Below are 14,835 nucleotides of genomic sequence, written 5' to 3'. Positions count from 1 at the left end.
AGCCGCGGTCACCTCTGCGCACGGCCGCGGGCAGCCGTGCCGCGGGCGAGCGGGTCCGCCCCCGCCCGGCACCAGCACCCCCGACCCAGGTCCCGGAAGCCAACCCCCCTCGCGAGGTACCTCCATGCACCCGTCCCGCCCCACCCGCCGTACCGTCCTCGCCGGCTCAACCGCCGCCGCGTTCACCACCCTGTCCGCCGTGCGGGGGCACGCCCACGCCGCGGAGACCGGCGAGGGTGCAGCCCCCGCCTACCGCTGGCGCAACGCCGTCATCGGGGGCACCGGCTTCGTCACCGGCGTCCTCTTCCACCCCGCCGTCCGCGGCCTCGCCTACGCCCGTACCGACATCGGCGGCGCCTACCGGTGGGACGACGCAACCGCCCGCTGGACCCCCCTCACCGACCACCTCGGCTGGGACGACTGGAACCTCCTCGGCGTCGAGGCCCTCGCCGTCGACCCCGCCCACCCCGACCGCCTCTACCTCGCTCTCGGCGCCTACGCCCAGTCCTGGGCCGGCAACGGCGCGGTCCTGCGCTCCGACGACCGCGGCGCCACCTGGGCCCGCACCGACCTCGCCGTGAAGCTCGGCGGCAACGAGGACGGCCGGGGCACGGGGGAGCGGCTGCTGGTCGATCCGCGCGACAGCGACACCCTGTGGCTCGGGACGCGCCACGACGGGCTGCTCGAGTCGACCGACCGGGGCGCCACCTGGGCGGTTGCCGACGGTTTTCCCGCGACGCCGTCCGCCACCGGGCAGGGCGTCACGCTCCTGGTCGCCGCGGGGCGCGCGCTGTACGCCGGGTGGGGCGACTCCGGCGGAACCCCGGCCAACCTGTACCGCACGACCGACGGCAGCACCTGGCGGGCCGTCCCCGGGCAGCCTTCCGGCGCCTCTGCCAAGGTGCCGATCCGGGCCGCCTACGACTGCCACACGCGTGAGCTGTACGTGACGTACGCCGACGCGCCCGGCCCCAACGGACAGTCCGACGGCAGTGTGCACAAGCTGGCCACGGTCACCGGCACGTGGACCGACGTCACGCCCGTCGAGCCGGGCGGGACGTCGGCCGGGGGAACCGGAACCGACTCGTTCGGCTACGGCGGCGTCGCCGTCGACGCCCGCCGCCCCGGCACCGTCGTCGTCTCCACCAACAACCGCTGGGCGGCCGTCGACACCCTGTACCGGACCACGAACGGCGGCCGCACCTGGACCTCCCTGAAGGAGTCGGCGGTCCTCGACGTGTCCGAGACCCCCTTCCTCACCTTCGGCGCCGACCGCCCCAAGTTCGGCTGGTGGATCCAGGCCGTGGCCGTCGACCCCTACGACTCGAAGCACGTCGTCCACGGCACCGGCGCCACCCTCTACGGCACCCGGGACCTGAAGCACTGGGCCCCGCAGATCCGCGGCCTGGAGGAGACCTCGGTACGTCACCTGATCTCGCCCCCGACCGGGGAGGCGCACCTGATCAGCGGCCTCGGGGACGTCGGCGTGATGTACCACGAGCGACTCACGGCGTCGCCGTCGCGGGGCATGGCGAGCAACCCCGTGTTCGGATCGGCGACCGGACTCGCCCAGGCCGCGGCCAGGCCGTCGTACGTCGTCCGCACGGGATTCGGCGACCACGGCAACGGCGCCCACTCGTACGACGGCGGCAGGACCTGGGCGCCCTTCGCGGCCCAGCCCGCCCTCGCCAAGGACGCGCCGGGGCCGATCGCCGTGAACGCCGACGGCAGCGTGCTGCTGTGGACCTTCGTGCACTGGGACGGCACCAAGTACCCCGCCCGGCGCTCCACGGACAACGGAGCGACCTGGTCCGAGGTCGCCTCCTTCCCCAAGGGCGCCACCCCGCTCGCCGACCCGGCCGACCCGGCGCGCTTCTACGCGTACGACACCGACACCGGAACCCTGTTCGCCAGCACGGACGGCGGCCTCACCTTCACCGGGCGGGCGGGCGGACTGCCCGCGGGCGACAGCCAGTTCCAGCTGACCGCGGCCCCGGGGCGCTCCGGGGACCTGTGGCTGAGCGCCAAGTGGAACGGCCTCCACCGCTCCACCGACGGCGGAGCGACCTTCACGCAGCTCACCAGCTGCTGGGCCTCGTACACCCTCGCCTTCGGCAAGGCCGCCGACGGCGCCGACTACCCGGCGATCTACCAGGTCGGCGCGACGGAGGCGATCACCGCCGTGTACCGCTCCGACGACGGCGCGAAGAGCTGGGCGCGGATCAACGACGACCGGCACCAGTGGGGCTGGACCGGCGCGGCCATCGCCGCCGACCCGCGGCTGTACGGCCGCGTCTACGTCGCCACCAACGGCCGCGGCATCCAGTACGGGGAGCCCGTCTGATGCCCGCCGTCGACCGGCCCCGCCTCGCCGACGCCACCCGCGGCGCCGAGGCCGTGCGCCGGGGCGACCTGCTGTTCCTGCTCCACCACGGCCGCGAGCCGGTGACCGTCGCGCTGCCGGGCGCCCACCACGACCTGCTGACCCGGACGGTCCTCACGGACGAGATCACGCCGGGTCGCTACGGAGCGGTGGTGCTGCGCTCATGACCCACGTGCCGTCCCGCGCGCACCCCGCCCGCCCGAGCACCGACAGCCCGGTGCAGGGCACCCATGAGCACCGGCCGGCCCGGCGCTGGGAGGACGCCTTCCTCAGCGGCAACGGCCGGCACGGCGCCCTCGTGTTCGGCGACCCCCACGACGAGCGCGTGGTCGTCACCCACCACACCCTGGTCCGCCCCAACGGGGCCGAACACGCCCGCCCGCCCGAACTGGCCGCCGCACTCCCCGCCCTGCAGGACAGGTTGCTGGCCGGAGAGTGGGAGGCAGCCGAAGCCTTCACCGACCACCGGCCCCTGCAGTGGGTCCAGCCCTTCCACCCGGCCTTCCGGACACGGCTGCGCACGGCGCCCCCGGACGAGCGGCACCGCCACGGCCGCTGCCTGCGCTCCGTCGACTTCGCGACCGGCGAGACGTCGGCCATCTGCGGGGGCGCCACCAGCCAGGTCTTCGTCTCCCGCGCCGACGACGTGATCGTCCAGCGGGCGACCGGCCTCGACCTGGACGTCTTCCTGGACCACCGGCTCCCCGGCGCGCCCGACGGGCTCGCGGTCGGCCAGGAGGCCGTCCTCACCCCGGACGGCGCCCTGCTCGCCCTGACCGTCCGCTACCCCGACAGCGACCGCGGGTACACGGGCGTGACGCTCGTCGTCGTCACCGGCGGCCGCACACGGCTCGCCCACCCCGGGCTGCGGACCGCCGGAGCCGACTCCGTACTGCTGCTCACCCGTGTGCACCGGCACACCGGCGATCCGGACGTCGCCGGGGCGCAGCGCGCCCTGGGCGAGCTGCCGCACTCCTACGACGCCCTGCTCGCCCGTCATCTGCCGCTGCACCGCACGGCCTACGAGCGCGTCTCCCTCGACCTGCACGCCGACCCCGCCGAACGCGGCCTGCCCGGCTCCGAACTGCTGGAACGGCCCCGCAGCCCGGCCCTGCTGGAGCGCCTCTTCGCCGCCGGCCGCTACCACCTGCTGTCCTCCAGCGGCCTCAACCCGCCCCGGCTGCCCGGACTGTGGACCGGCGACTGGGACACCGCCTGGTCCGGGGCGTTCACCAACGACGCCAACGTCAACCTCCAGACCTCCTCCGCCGCGGCGGCCGCCCTCCCCGAGGTCACCGAGGCGCTCGCCTCCCTCGTCCACCGCCAGCTCGACGACTGGTGCGAGAACGCCCGCGCGGTCTTCGGCGCCCGGGGCGCGGTCGCGCCCGCGCACAGCGACGGCGAGTCCGGGCTGACGTACCACTTCAGCCGCGAGTACCCGCTCCACCTGTGGACGGCCGGCGCCGACTGGCTGCTCAAGCCGCTCGTCGACCACGACGAGACGCGCGGCGAACGCGATCCGCGCACCGCCGCCGCCCTCGACGAGGTCGCCCTCTTCTACGAGGACTTCCTCACCCGCACCGCCTCCGGCGCTCCGGACGGGCAGCTCGTCGTCGTCCCCTCCTACTCGCCGGAGAACCGTCCCGCGAACGCCGGCTGGGGCGCCGTCGACGCGGCCATGGATCTCTCGGCCGCCCGCCACGCGCTGCTCACCGCCGCCGCGTACCGCCCGGACGACCCCGAACGGGCCGCCCGTCTGCGCGCCCTCGCCGACCGCCTCCCGCCCCACCGGATCAACGCCGACGGCGCCCTCGCCGAATGGGCCGGGCCCGGCCTCGACGACACCTACGACCACCGCCACCTCAGCCACCTCTACGGCGTCTGGCCGCTCGACGAGATCAACCCCTACGACACGCCGGACCTGGCCGCCGCCGCACACCGCGCCCTGGAGCTGCGCGGCGCCGAGAACGACTCCGCGCACGGCCACCTCCACCACGCGCTGATCGCGGCCCGTCTGCGCGACGGCCACCGGGTCGCGGGCGCCCTCGGCTCCGTGCTGGGCGGCGACTTCTTCCACGCCTCCCTGATGAGCGCCCACTACCCGCACCGCGACGTCTACAACGCCGACGCGGCGCACACCCTGCCCGCCGTGCTCATCGAGGCGCTCGTCCAGTCGACCCCCCACCGACTGGTCCTGCTGCCCGCGTCCGCCCCCGCCCTCCCGGAGGGCGAACTGCGGGGGGTGCGGACCCGGTTCGGCGCGGAGCTCGACCTCTCCTGGAACCGCGACGGCGCCCGTGCCGTCCTCAGGCCGCGCCGAAGCCACCGCATCGAAGTCCGGACTTCCTCCGGCGACGCCCAGCCGCTCGACCTGGTCGCCGGAGAAGACCGCGTCCTCACCCTGGGGGCGTGGTGACTCCCCACGAAGAACCCGCACATCCCCCCACCCATGGAAGGGACACCATGGCAACACGCACGCTCAGCGGCATCACGACGGCGATACTGGCCCCTGCCCTCGCGCTCGGCGCCACCGTCGGCCTCGCGGCCGCGCCCGCCCAGGCCGCCGTCTGGAACTCCTGCGACCAGTGGGGCAACACCAGCCTCAACGGCTACACCCTCTACAACAACATCTGGGGCTCCGGCGCGGGCAGCCAGTGCATCTGGGCCAACTCCGGCACCAACTGGGGCGTCTGGGCCAACCACCCCAACACCGGCGGCATCAAGTCCTACCCCAACTCCAAGAAGGTGATCAACAAGTCGATCACCTCGCTGAGTTCGCTGTCCAGCAGCTACAACGTGAGCGTCCCGTCGTCCGGCGCGTACAACACGTCGTACGACATCTGGGACACCGACTACGACTACGAGATCATGCTCTGGGTCAACAAGACCGGAGCCGTCGGCCCGCTCGGCAGCTCACAGGGGAACGTGACGCTCGGCGGTCACACCTGGACCGTCTACAAGGGCAACAACGGCGCCAACGAGGTGTTCTCCTTCATCCGCACCTCCAACTCGTCCTCCGGCACCGTGAACGTCCTGCCGATCCTCAAGTGGATCAAGGACACCAAGGGCTGGTTCGGCAACGAGACCATCGGTGACGTCCAGTTCGGCTACGAGATCACCTCCTCGTCCGGCGGCCTGAACTTCACCACCAACAACCTGACCGTGAGCAGCAGTTGACCTGATCATGGGGTGGCCTCGGGTTGGATGGGAGCATGCGTACCACCACCCCCCTGCGCCGCTTCCTGACCACCGTGACCGCGACCGCGGCCGTCGCCCTCGCAGCGACGGGCACCGCGGTCGCGGTTCCGCTCTCCGCCCCCGCCGCGTCCACCGCGGCACCGCGTACCGCCCCCCACGCCGGTTCCGCCCTGCACCCCGTCTCCGCCCTGCACCCCGTCGTCGAGCTGTCCGCCGAGCGCCTCGCCACCGCCGACCTGGTCGCCGCCGCGAAATGGGGCACCGACAGCCCCATCGACGACCCCGCCCGCGAGCAGCAGGTCCTCGACAACGTGGCCGCCCAGGCCACGCAGCTCGGCGCCGACCCGGACGAGATCCGGACGGTCTTCCGCGACCAGATCGAGGCCAACAAGACGGTGCAGCGCGGCCTCTTCCAGCGCTGGACCGACCACCCCGACCAGGCGCCCACCACCCGCCCCGACCTGACCGTCGTACGGCAGGAGATCAACCGCGTCACCAGCGCGCTCGTCCAGGCCCTCGCGGACACGGCCGCCGACCGCCACGCCCTCACCTGCCGCCCCGGCCTCGCCCTGGCCGCCCTCCAGGTCCACCACGAGGACCGCCTCGACGCCCTGCACACCCGGGCGCTCGTCCGCTCCCTGGCCTCCGTCTGCGGCTGACCGCACGGCGACGCGGCCGGCCCCACCCCCGGGGGACCGGCCGCACCGGCACGGCTACTCCGCCACAGGCAGCCGTGCCCCGTCCCGCAGGAACAGCGGGAGGCGGTCCAGCGGGGCGTCGACCGTCACGACCGCGCCGCCCTCGTACGTCTCACCCGTCCACGCGTCCGTCCAGGCCGCGCCCGCCGGCAGGTACGCCGTGCGGGTCGTGGCGCCCGCCGTCAGCACCGGGGCGACGAGCAGGTCCCGGCCGAAGAGGTAGGAGTCGTCCACCGACCAGGCCTGCCGGTCGTCGGGGAACTCCAGGAACAACGGGCGCATGGGCGGCAGGCCCTCCTCGTGCGCCTCCCGCATCACCCGGAGGAGGTACGGCTTCAGCCGCTCGCGCAACCGCAGGTACTTCTCCAGGACCGCGCCCGCCTCCTCGCCGTAGGACCACACCTCGTTCGGGCCGCCGGTCATGTCCGGGCCCAGCGGCATGCCGGGGTCGCGGAAGCCGTGCAGGCGCATCAGCGGGGACAGCGCGCCGAACTGGAACCAGCGGACCATCACCTCCCGGTACGCGGGGTCGTCCGGGTCGCCGCCGTGGAAGCCGCCGATGTCCGTGTTCCACCACGGGATGCCCGACAGCGCGGTGTTGAGGCCGGCCGCGATCTGGCGGCGCAGGGTCGGGAAGTCGGTGCCGATGTCACCGGACCACAGAGCCGCGCCGTAGCGCTGACTGCCCGCCCACGCCGAGCGGTTGAGGCTGACGATCTCCTCCTCGCCGGCCGCGCGCAGACCCTCGTAGAAGGTACGGGCGTTCTCGGCCGGGTAGATGTTGCCGACCTCCAGGCCCGGGCCCGCCCAGTACCGCAGGTTCTCCGGGAAACCCGGCTTCAGCTCGGGCTCACAGGCGTCCAGCCAGAACGCCGTGATGCCGTACGGGGCGAGGTAGTTGTCGCGGATCCGCGACCACACGAACGCACGGGCCTCGGGGTTCGTCGCGTCGTAGAACGCCACCTGGACCGTCGAGGCGACCCCTTTGTCCGGCCAGTCGGCGTGGGCCATCGGCCCGTACTGGGTGCCGATGAAGTAGCCGCGCTGCTCCATCACGGAGTGGTTCTCGCTCAGCGGCGACACCGACGGCCACACGCTCACCACCAGCTTGACGCCCAGTTCCTCCAGTTCGCGGACCATCGCAGCCGGGTCGGGCCACTCGCTCGGGTCGAACCTCCACTCGCCCAGCTGGGTCCAGTGGAAGAAGTCGCAGACGATGGCGTCCAGGGGCAGGCCCCGCCGCTTGTACTCCCGTGCCACGTCGAGGAGTTCGTCCTGCGTGCGGTAGCGCAGCTTGCACTGCCAGAACCCCGCCGCCCACTCCGGCAGCATCGGCGTGCGCCCGGTGACCGCGCTGTAGCGGCGCTGGGCGTCGGCCGGGGCGCCGGCGGTGATCCAGTAGTCGATCTGGCGGGCCGAGTCCGCGACCCAGCGCGTGCCGTTCCCGGCCAGTTCGACGCGGCCGATCGCCGGGTTGTTCCACAGCAGGGTGTAGCCCCGGCTGGAGGTGAGCACCGGGATGCCGACCTCCGCGTTGCGCTGGACCAGGTCCAGGACCAGACCCTTCTGGTCGAACCGCCCGTGCTGGTGCTGGCCCAGCCCGTAGAGCCGCTCGTCGTCGTAGGCGGCGAACCGCTGCTCGAGGCGGTGGTGGCCGTTGCCGACCGCCGTGTACAGGCGCGAGCCCGGCCACCAGAAGTGGGCGCGCTCCTCGGCCAGGATCTCGGTGCGGTCGTCCGTGCGAAGGAAGCGGATCAGACCCTCCGCGTTCACCTCGACGGTCAGCGCGCCGACCGTCAGCTGCCCCTCGCCGTCGCCGATCTTGACGGTGCTCTCGGTGGCCGGCGGCTCGTCGAGCAGCGCGCCCGGCAGCCCCTGGAGGATCGGCCCGCCGAGCCGGGCGCGCACCCGGACGGCGTCCGGCCCCCACGGCTCGACGCGCAGGGTCTCCTGGCGGCCGCTCCACTCCAGCGCGCCGCCCTGCTCACGGAAGGTGCCGACGGTGGGAGCGGACTGCGCCAGGCTGACCTGAGGCTGGGTTTCGGCGGGCTGGTTCATGTGGTGTGCTCCTTGAAGGAGTGCAGACATGGCGGTGCCCCGGCAGGGGGTACGACAGCGAGGAAGCGGGGTGGGTCAGGAGGCGACGGGCACGGGTCCGGTGCTCGCCCGGACCGTCAACTCGGGCGCGAGCAGCACGACCTCGTCGCTGCCGCGTCCCTCCAGCTTGGCGACCAGACGTTCCACCGCGTGCCGGCCCATCTCCTGCGCGGGGATGGCCACGGACGTCAGCCGCACCGAGGCCTGCACGGCGACCTGTTCGGGGCAGATCGCCACCACCGAGACGTCCTCCGGCACGGCCCGGCCCTGCTGCCGCAGCAGCGCGAGCAGCGGTTCCACCGCCGACTCGTTCTGCACGACGAACCCGGTGGTGCCCGGGCGCTCGTCGAGGATCCGGGCCAGGGTCACGGCCATCGCGTCGTACCCGCCCTCGCACGGCCGGTGCAGCAGTCGCAGGCCGAGCTCCTGGGCCCGGTGGCGCAGTCCGTCGAGCGTGCGCTCGGCGAAGCCGGTGTGCCGTTCGTAGACCGCCGGGGCCTCGCCGACGACGGCGATCTCGCGGTGGCCGAGCTTCGCCAGGTGCTCCACGCACAGCGCGCCGGTCGCCCCGAAGTCCAGATCGACGCAGGTCAGGCCGGTGGTGTCGGCCGGCAGTCCGATCAGGACGGAGGGCTGGTCGGTGGAGCGCAGCAACGGCAGCCGCTCGTCGTCCAGTTCGACGTCCATCAGGATCATCGCGTCGGCGAGACCGCTGCCCGTGACCCGGCGGACGGCGTCGGGGCCCTCCTCGCCGGTGAGCAGCAGGACGTCGTACCCGTGTGTCCGTGCCGTGGTGGCCACCGCGATGGCGATCTCCATCATCACCGGCACGTACATGTCGGTGCGCAGCGGGATCATCAGCGCGATGATGTTCGACCTGCTGCTGGCCAGGGCGCGCGCGCCCGCGTTCGGGTGGTAGCCGAGCTCCCGGATGCTCTGCTCGACGCGCTGCCGGGTGGTCGTGGAGATGGACCGCTTGCCACTGAGGACATAGCTCACCGTGCTCGCCGAGACTCCGGCGTGCTGGGCGACCTCGGCGAGGGTGACCATCCAGCTCTCCAAGTTTGTGAAGCGCTTCGACAGTGCGCATTGCGAACAGGGGCGGGTGAGGGTGGTTCGACAGTAGCCCTAGCAGGGGTGGGTGTCCATAGGTTGTCGAAGCGCTTCGACAGCGAGTTCTGGCGGACGGGTGGAGAACGCTACGGCAACCCCTGGGACCCGGACGACCTCACCCGGGCACTCGTTCGGCGCAAGCGGTCGAGCGGCGGCGCGCACACCCCCTGCGCCGGGCCGGGCGCCGAGGTCTTCAGGGGCACGGGCCGGCGCGGGACGGGCGAACCGGCTCGCGAGGGGTGGCGGGGGCACCACGGATCGGGTACCAACGATCGGGTAGCACCCATCGGTAACCAATGTGGTCCGAGATCCCGATTCGCGGCGAGGTGAGCCTCATGTCCGCACCACCCCTCAAGAAACCCACCGTCACCGAGCGTGAGGCCCGCCAGGTCGCCGAGGCCGCCCGGGAACAGGACTGGCGCAAGCCCAGCTTCGCCAAGGAGCTGTTCCTGGGCCGCTTCCGGCTCGACCTCGTCCACCCGCACCCGGCCCCCTCCGAGGAGGCCGTCCGGCGTGGCGAGCAGTTCCTGGCCAAACTCCGCGACTTCTGCGAGACGAAGGTGGACGCGGCCCGCATCGAACGCGAGGCCCGCATCCCCGACGAGGTCGTCGACGGGCTCAAGGAGCTCGGCGCCCTCGGCATGAAGATCGACCCCAAGTACGGCGGCCTCGGTCTCACCCAGGTGTACTACAACAAGGCCCTGGCCCTGGTGGGCTCCGCCAGCCCGGCCATCGGCGTGCTGCTGTCGGCGCACCAGTCCATCGGAGTTCCGCAGCCGCTGAAGATGTTCGGCACCCCCGAGCAGAAGCAGAAGTTCCTGCCCCGTTGCGCCACCACCGACATCAGCGCCTTCCTGCTCACCGAGCCGGACGTCGGCTCCGACCCGGCGCGCCTGGCCACCAGCGCGGTGCCCGACGGGGACGACTACATCCTCGACGGGGTGAAGCTGTGGACCACCAACGGCGTGGTCGCCGACCTGCTGGTGGTGATGGCCCGCGTCCCGAAGAGCGAGGGGCACAAGGGGGGCATCACCGCCTTCGTCGTGGAGAGCGGCTCGCCCGGCATCACCGTCGAGAACCGCAACGCCTTCATGGGCCTGCGCGGCATCGAGAACGGCGTCACCCGCTTCCACCAGGTCCGGGTCCCGGCCGCGAACCGCGTCGGACCCGAGGGCGCCGGCCTGAAGATCGCCCTCACCACGCTCAACACCGGCCGGCTCTCGCTGCCGGCGTCCTGCGTGGCCGCGGGCAAGTGGTGTCTGAAGATCGCCCGTGAGTGGTCGGCGGCCCGCGAGCAGTGGGGCAAGCCGATCGCCCACCACGAGGCCGTCGGCGCGAAGATCTCCTTCATCGCGGCGACCACCTTCGCGCTGGAGGCGGTGCTCGACCTGTCCTCGCAGATGGCCGACGAGGACCGCAACGACATCCGCATCGAGGGCGCGCTGGCCAAGCTCTTCGCCTCCGAGATGGGCTGGCGCATGGCCGACGAGCTGGTCCAGATCCGCGGCGGCCGCGGCTTCGAGACGGCGGCGTCCCTCGCCGCGCGCGGCGAGCGGGCGGTCCCCGCCGAACAGGTGCTGCGCGACCTGCGGATCAACCGCATCTTCGAGGGCTCGACGGAGATCATGCACCTCCTCATCGCCCGCGAGGCCGTCGACGCCCACCTCTCGGTCGCCGGCGACCTCATCGACCCCGACAAGTCCCTTCAGGACAAGGCGAAGGCGGGCGCGAACGCCGGTGTCTTCTACGCCAAGTGGCTGCCGAAGCTGGTCGCGGGGCCGGGACAACTCCCCAACAGCTTCAGCGAGTTCAAGCACGGCGTCGATCTCTCGCCGCATCTGCGCTACGTCGAGCGGCACGCCCGCAAGCTCGCCCGCTCCACGTTCTACGCCATGTCCCGCTGGCAGGGCCGGATGGAGACCAAGCAGGGCTTCCTCGGCCGGATCGTCGACATCGGCGCGGAGCTGTTCGCCATGAGCGCGGCCTGCGTACGCGCCGAAATGCTGCGCTCGCGCGGCGAGCACGGCCGCGAGGCCTACCAGCTCGCCGACGCGTTCTGCCGCCAGTCCCGCATCCGCGTCGACGAGCTCTTCGCCCGCCTGTGGAACAACACCGACGACATGGACCGGAAGGTCGTCAAGGGCGTCATGGCGGGCGCCTACGCCTGGCTGGAACAGGGCATCGTCGACCTGTCCGGGGACGCTCCGTGGATCGCCGACGCGCACCCCGGGCCCAGTGAACGGGAGAACGTCCACCGCCCGTTCAGGTGATCCGTCGAACACGGTTCCCGTCGCACCGGGCCGCAGGGCGTCCCCCTGGGGGACGCCCTGTCCTGGCGCCGGTCCGCTGCGGCGACAATGGGGGGATGAGCGACAGTCCAGCCCCCCTCGCCGACCCCCACATCGTCTACGACCCGCTCGTGGGCGACGGCCCCAAGGACGTGGTGATCCTCGGTTCCACCGGCTCGATCGGGACCCAGGCCATCGACCTCGTGCTGCGCAACCCGGACCGCTTCCGGGTGACCGGCCTGTCCGCCAACGGCGGCCGGGTCGCCCTCCTCGCCGAGCAGGCCCGCCGGCTGCGGGTGCGGACCGTGGCGGTCGCCCGCGAGGACGTCGTGCCCGCCCTGCGGGAGGCGCTCGCCGCCGAGTACGGCGGCGCTGAGCCGCTGCCCGAGATCCTCGCCGGAGCGGACGCGGCCACGCAGCTCGCGGCCTCCGACTGCCACACCGTGCTCAACGGCATCACCGGCTCCATCGGCCTCGCGCCCACCCTCGCCGCCCTGGAGGCGGGCCGCACCCTCGCGCTCGCCAACAAGGAGTCGCTCATCGTAGGCGGCCCGCTGGTGAAGGCGCTCGCCGAGCCGGGCCAGATCATCCCGGTGGACTCCGAGCACGCGGCCCTCTTCCAGTGCCTCGCGGCCGGCACCCGGGCCGACGTCCGCAAGCTGGTCGTCACCGCCTCCGGCGGCCCCTTCCGCGGCCGGACGAAGGCGGAACTGGCGAACGTGACGGTCGAGGACGCCCTGGCCCACCCCACCTGGTCGATGGGCCCGGTGATCACGATCAACTCGGCGACCCTCGTCAACAAGGGCCTGGAAGTCATCGAGGCGCACCTCCTCTACGACATTCCCTTCTCGCGCATTGAGGTGGTCGTCCACCCGCAGTCGTATGTCCACTCGATGGTTGAGTTCACGGACGGATCGACACTGGCCCAGGCGACGCCCCCCGACATGCGCGGGCCCATCGCCATCGGCCTCGGCTGGCCGCGCCGCGTCCCGGACGCGGCGCCCGCCTTCGACTGGAGCACGGCGTCGACGTGGGAGTTCTTCCCGCTCGACGACGAGGCCTTCCCCTCGGTCAACCTCGCCCGGCACGTGGGCGAGCTCGCGGGGACGGCCCCGGCGGTGTTCAATGCGGCCAACGAGGAGTGCGTGGAGGCGTTCCGCAGGGGGGCGCTCCCGTTCAACGGGATCATGGAGACCGTCACCCGGGTCGTGCAGGAGCACGGCACGCCGGTGACGGGAACTTCACTGACCGTGTCGGACGTCCTCGAAGCGGAGACCTGGGCACGGGCCCGGGCCCAAGAACTGACGGCTACCGCGGAGGCGCGTGCATGACAGCCCTGATGATGATCCTCGGCATAGTCGTCTTCGTGGTCGGCCTGCTCTTCTCGATCGCCTGGCACGAGCTGGGACACCTGTCCACGGCCAAGCTCTTCGGCATCCGGGTTCCGCAGTACATGGTCGGCTTCGGCCCGACCGTCTTCTCGCGCAGGAAGGGCGACACCGAGTACGGCGTCAAGGCGATCCCGCTCGGCGGCTACATCCGCATGATCGGCATGTTCCCGCCGGGCGATGACGGCCGTGTCACGGCCCGCTCCACCTCGCCCTGGCGCGGGATGATCGAGGACGCCCGCTCGGCCGCCTACGAGGAGCTGCAGCCGGGCGACGAGACGCGGATGTTCTACACCCGCAAGCCGTGGAAACGCGTCATCGTGATGTTCGCGGGCCCCTTCATGAACCTGGTGCTCGCCATCGGGCTGTTCCTCACCGTCCTGATGGGCTTCGGCATCTCGCAGCAGACCACCAGCGTCAGCTCGGTCTCCCCCTGCGTCATCGCCCAGAGCCAGAACCGCGACGAGTGCAGGCCCACCGACCCGGCCTCCCCGGCCGCCGCCGCGGGCATGAAGCCCGGCGACAGGATCGTCTCCTTCGCCGGGACGAGGACGGACGACTGGAACACCCTCTCCGACCTGATCCGGGTCAGCGCCGGCAAGGACGTGGCCATCGTCGTCGACCGCAAGGGCCAGGAACTGACCCTGCACGCGAAGATCGCCACCAACCTGGTCGCCAAGAAGGACGCCGGCGGGACGTACGTCCAGGGCGAGTACGTCAAGGCCGGCTTCCTCGGCTTCAGCGCGGCCACCGGCGTCGTCAAGCAGGACTTCGGCGACTCCGTGTCCTGGATGACCGACCGGGTGGGCGAGGCCGTCGACTCCCTCGCCGCCCTGCCCGGCAAGATCCCGGCCCTGTGGAACGCGGCCTTCGACGGCGCGCCCCGCGAGCCGGACTCACCCATGGGCGTGGTCGGCGCGGCCCGCGTCGGCGGCGAGATCTTCACCCTGGACATCCCGGCCTCGCAGCAATTGGCCATGGCGGTGATGCTGGTCGCGGGCTTCAACCTCTCCCTGTTCCTGTTCAACATGCTCCCGCTGCTGCCCCTGGACGGCGGGCACATCGCGGGCGCCCTGTGGGAGTCGCTGCGCCGCAACACGGCCAAGGTCCTGCGCAGGCCGGACCCGGGCCCGTTCGACGTGGCGAAGCTGATGCCGGTGGCGTACGTGGTGGCGGGCATCTTCGTCTGCTTCACGGTGCTGGTCCTGATCGCGGACGTGGTCAACCCGGTGAAAATCTCCTAGGACGGGTCACGGTCACCGCCCCGTCATCCGCTGTTCGAGACGGCCCGGCACGTTCCTCGTGCCGGGCCGTCGCCCATCGAGTGGGTTTGACCGCGGGCGGGCCGCTCCCGCACACGTGTGTCGAGGGTGGGGGAGTGCTCGCGCCCGTCCCGGTGCCGTAATCTCGAAGCCTGGAACCCGCCTCCGACGGGACCTGGGCCTTGATCCACGACTTGGGGTTGCACAGCAGATGACTGCGATTTCTCTCGGCATGCCGTCCGTTCCGACCAAGCTCGCCGAGCGCCGCAAGAGCCGGCAGATCCAGGTCGGGTCCGTGGCGGTCGGTGGAGACGCCCCGGTGTCGGTGCAGTCGATGACCACGACCCGTACGTCGGACGTCGGCGCCACGTTGCAGCAGATCGCGGAGCTGACCGCGTCGGGCTGTCA

10 protein-coding genes and 1 pseudogene are annotated in these 14,835 nt (G+C 72.3%); 9 read left to right on the top strand and 2 right to left on the bottom strand.

The window, feature by feature from the left end; translation table 11 throughout:
- The first annotated feature begins 124 nt into the window (after positions 1–124).
- From ACZ7DE_RS34080 to ACZ7DE_RS34060, 5 genes and pseudogenes are all read left to right on the top strand, one after another.
- A complete protein-coding gene (locus ACZ7DE_RS34080) occupies positions 125–2,344 on the top strand; it encodes a WD40/YVTN/BNR-like repeat-containing protein (RefSeq protein WP_470768045.1) in 2,220 nt (739 codons plus the stop codon).
- Positions 2,345–2,385: 41 nt separating this feature from the next.
- Positions 2,386–2,550 (top strand): annotated as a pseudogene (locus ACZ7DE_RS34075) (Beta-galactosidase C-terminal domain); the annotation flags it as partial.
- Positions 2,547–4,799 carry a glycosyl hydrolase family 95 catalytic domain-containing protein gene (locus ACZ7DE_RS34070; protein WP_470768043.1) on the top strand — a complete coding sequence of 751 codons (2,253 nt, stop codon included), beginning with the start codon at positions 2,547–2,549 and terminating at the stop codon, positions 4,797–4,799. The pseudogene ACZ7DE_RS34075 and the gene ACZ7DE_RS34070, both read left to right, overlap by 4 nt.
- A gap of 47 nt (positions 4,800–4,846) precedes the next feature.
- Positions 4,847–5,560 (top strand): glycoside hydrolase family 12 protein, encoded by a 714-nt coding sequence (locus ACZ7DE_RS34065; RefSeq protein ID WP_470768041.1) that lies wholly within the window; start codon positions 4,847–4,849, stop codon positions 5,558–5,560.
- 35 nt (positions 5,561–5,595) lie between these two features.
- Positions 5,596–6,240, top strand: coding sequence for a chorismate mutase (locus ACZ7DE_RS34060; RefSeq protein ID WP_470768039.1), 645 nt, complete (start codon positions 5,596–5,598; stop codon positions 6,238–6,240).
- A 54-nt stretch (positions 6,241–6,294) separates the two neighbouring features.
- On the opposite strand, the gene ACZ7DE_RS34055 is transcribed toward ACZ7DE_RS34060, so the two are convergent.
- Both ACZ7DE_RS34055 and ACZ7DE_RS34050 read right to left on the bottom strand, forming a co-directional pair.
- Complete coding sequence (locus ACZ7DE_RS34055; protein WP_470768037.1) at positions 6,295–8,337, bottom strand: glycoside hydrolase family 31 protein; 2,043 nt, start codon at positions 8,335–8,337, stop codon at positions 6,295–6,297.
- A gap of 75 nt (positions 8,338–8,412) precedes the next feature.
- A complete protein-coding gene (locus ACZ7DE_RS34050; protein WP_470768035.1) occupies positions 8,413–9,426 on the bottom strand; it encodes a LacI family DNA-binding transcriptional regulator in 1,014 nt (337 codons plus the stop codon).
- 398 nt (positions 9,427–9,824) lie between these two features.
- On the opposite strand from ACZ7DE_RS34050, the gene ACZ7DE_RS34045 reads away from it, so the two are divergent.
- From ACZ7DE_RS34045 to ACZ7DE_RS34030, 4 genes are all read left to right on the top strand, one after another.
- The gene (locus tag ACZ7DE_RS34045; RefSeq protein ID WP_470768033.1) at positions 9,825–11,759 is read left to right on the top strand and encodes an acyl-CoA dehydrogenase family protein; all 1,935 of its coding nucleotides are present in this window, start codon (positions 9,825–9,827) and stop codon (positions 11,757–11,759) included.
- 95 nt (positions 11,760–11,854) lie between these two features.
- The gene (gene dxr, locus ACZ7DE_RS34040) at positions 11,855–13,108 is read left to right on the top strand and encodes a 1-deoxy-D-xylulose-5-phosphate reductoisomerase (protein ID WP_470768029.1); all 1,254 of its coding nucleotides are present in this window, start codon (positions 11,855–11,857) and stop codon (positions 13,106–13,108) included.
- Positions 13,105–14,409 (top strand): M50 family metallopeptidase, encoded by a 1,305-nt coding sequence (locus ACZ7DE_RS34035; RefSeq protein WP_470768027.1) that lies wholly within the window; start codon positions 13,105–13,107, stop codon positions 14,407–14,409. Before dxr ends, ACZ7DE_RS34035 begins: the two co-directional genes overlap by 4 nt.
- 229 nt (positions 14,410–14,638) lie before the next feature.
- A partial coding sequence (locus ACZ7DE_RS34030) for a flavodoxin-dependent (E)-4-hydroxy-3-methylbut-2-enyl-diphosphate synthase (RefSeq protein WP_276112244.1) occupies positions 14,639–14,835 on the top strand: 197 nt, incomplete at its 3' end.

It is taken from the genome of Streptomyces sp. NPDC037083, assembly GCF_055606485.1.
This window is presented reverse-complemented; position numbering and strand designations above follow the sequence as displayed.

What these genes read in the sequence shown, in the direction of transcription:
- ACZ7DE_RS34080 (WP_470768045.1), top strand. Translation starts at nt 125, where the DNA reads ATGCACCCGTCCCGCCCCACCCGCCGTACCGTCCTCGCCGGCTCAACC.
- ACZ7DE_RS34070 (WP_470768043.1), top strand. Translation starts at nt 2,547, where the DNA reads ATGACCCACGTGCCGTCCCGCGCGCACCCCGCCCGCCCGAGCACCGAC.
- ACZ7DE_RS34065 (WP_470768041.1), top strand. Translation starts at nt 4,847, where the DNA reads ATGGCAACACGCACGCTCAGCGGCATCACGACGGCGATACTGGCCCCT.
- ACZ7DE_RS34060 (WP_470768039.1), top strand. Translation starts at nt 5,596, where the DNA reads ATGCGTACCACCACCCCCCTGCGCCGCTTCCTGACCACCGTGACCGCG.
- ACZ7DE_RS34055 (WP_470768037.1), bottom strand. Translation starts at nt 8,337, where the DNA reads ATGAACCAGCCCGCCGAAACCCAGCCTCAGGTCAGCCTGGCGCAGTCC.
- ACZ7DE_RS34050 (WP_470768035.1), bottom strand. Translation starts at nt 9,426, where the DNA reads ATGGTCACCCTCGCCGAGGTCGCCCAGCACGCCGGAGTCTCGGCGAGC.
- ACZ7DE_RS34045 (WP_470768033.1), top strand. Translation starts at nt 9,825, where the DNA reads ATGTCCGCACCACCCCTCAAGAAACCCACCGTCACCGAGCGTGAGGCC.
- dxr (WP_470768029.1), top strand. Translation starts at nt 11,855, where the DNA reads ATGAGCGACAGTCCAGCCCCCCTCGCCGACCCCCACATCGTCTACGAC.
- ACZ7DE_RS34035 (WP_470768027.1), top strand. Translation starts at nt 13,105, where the DNA reads ATGACAGCCCTGATGATGATCCTCGGCATAGTCGTCTTCGTGGTCGGC.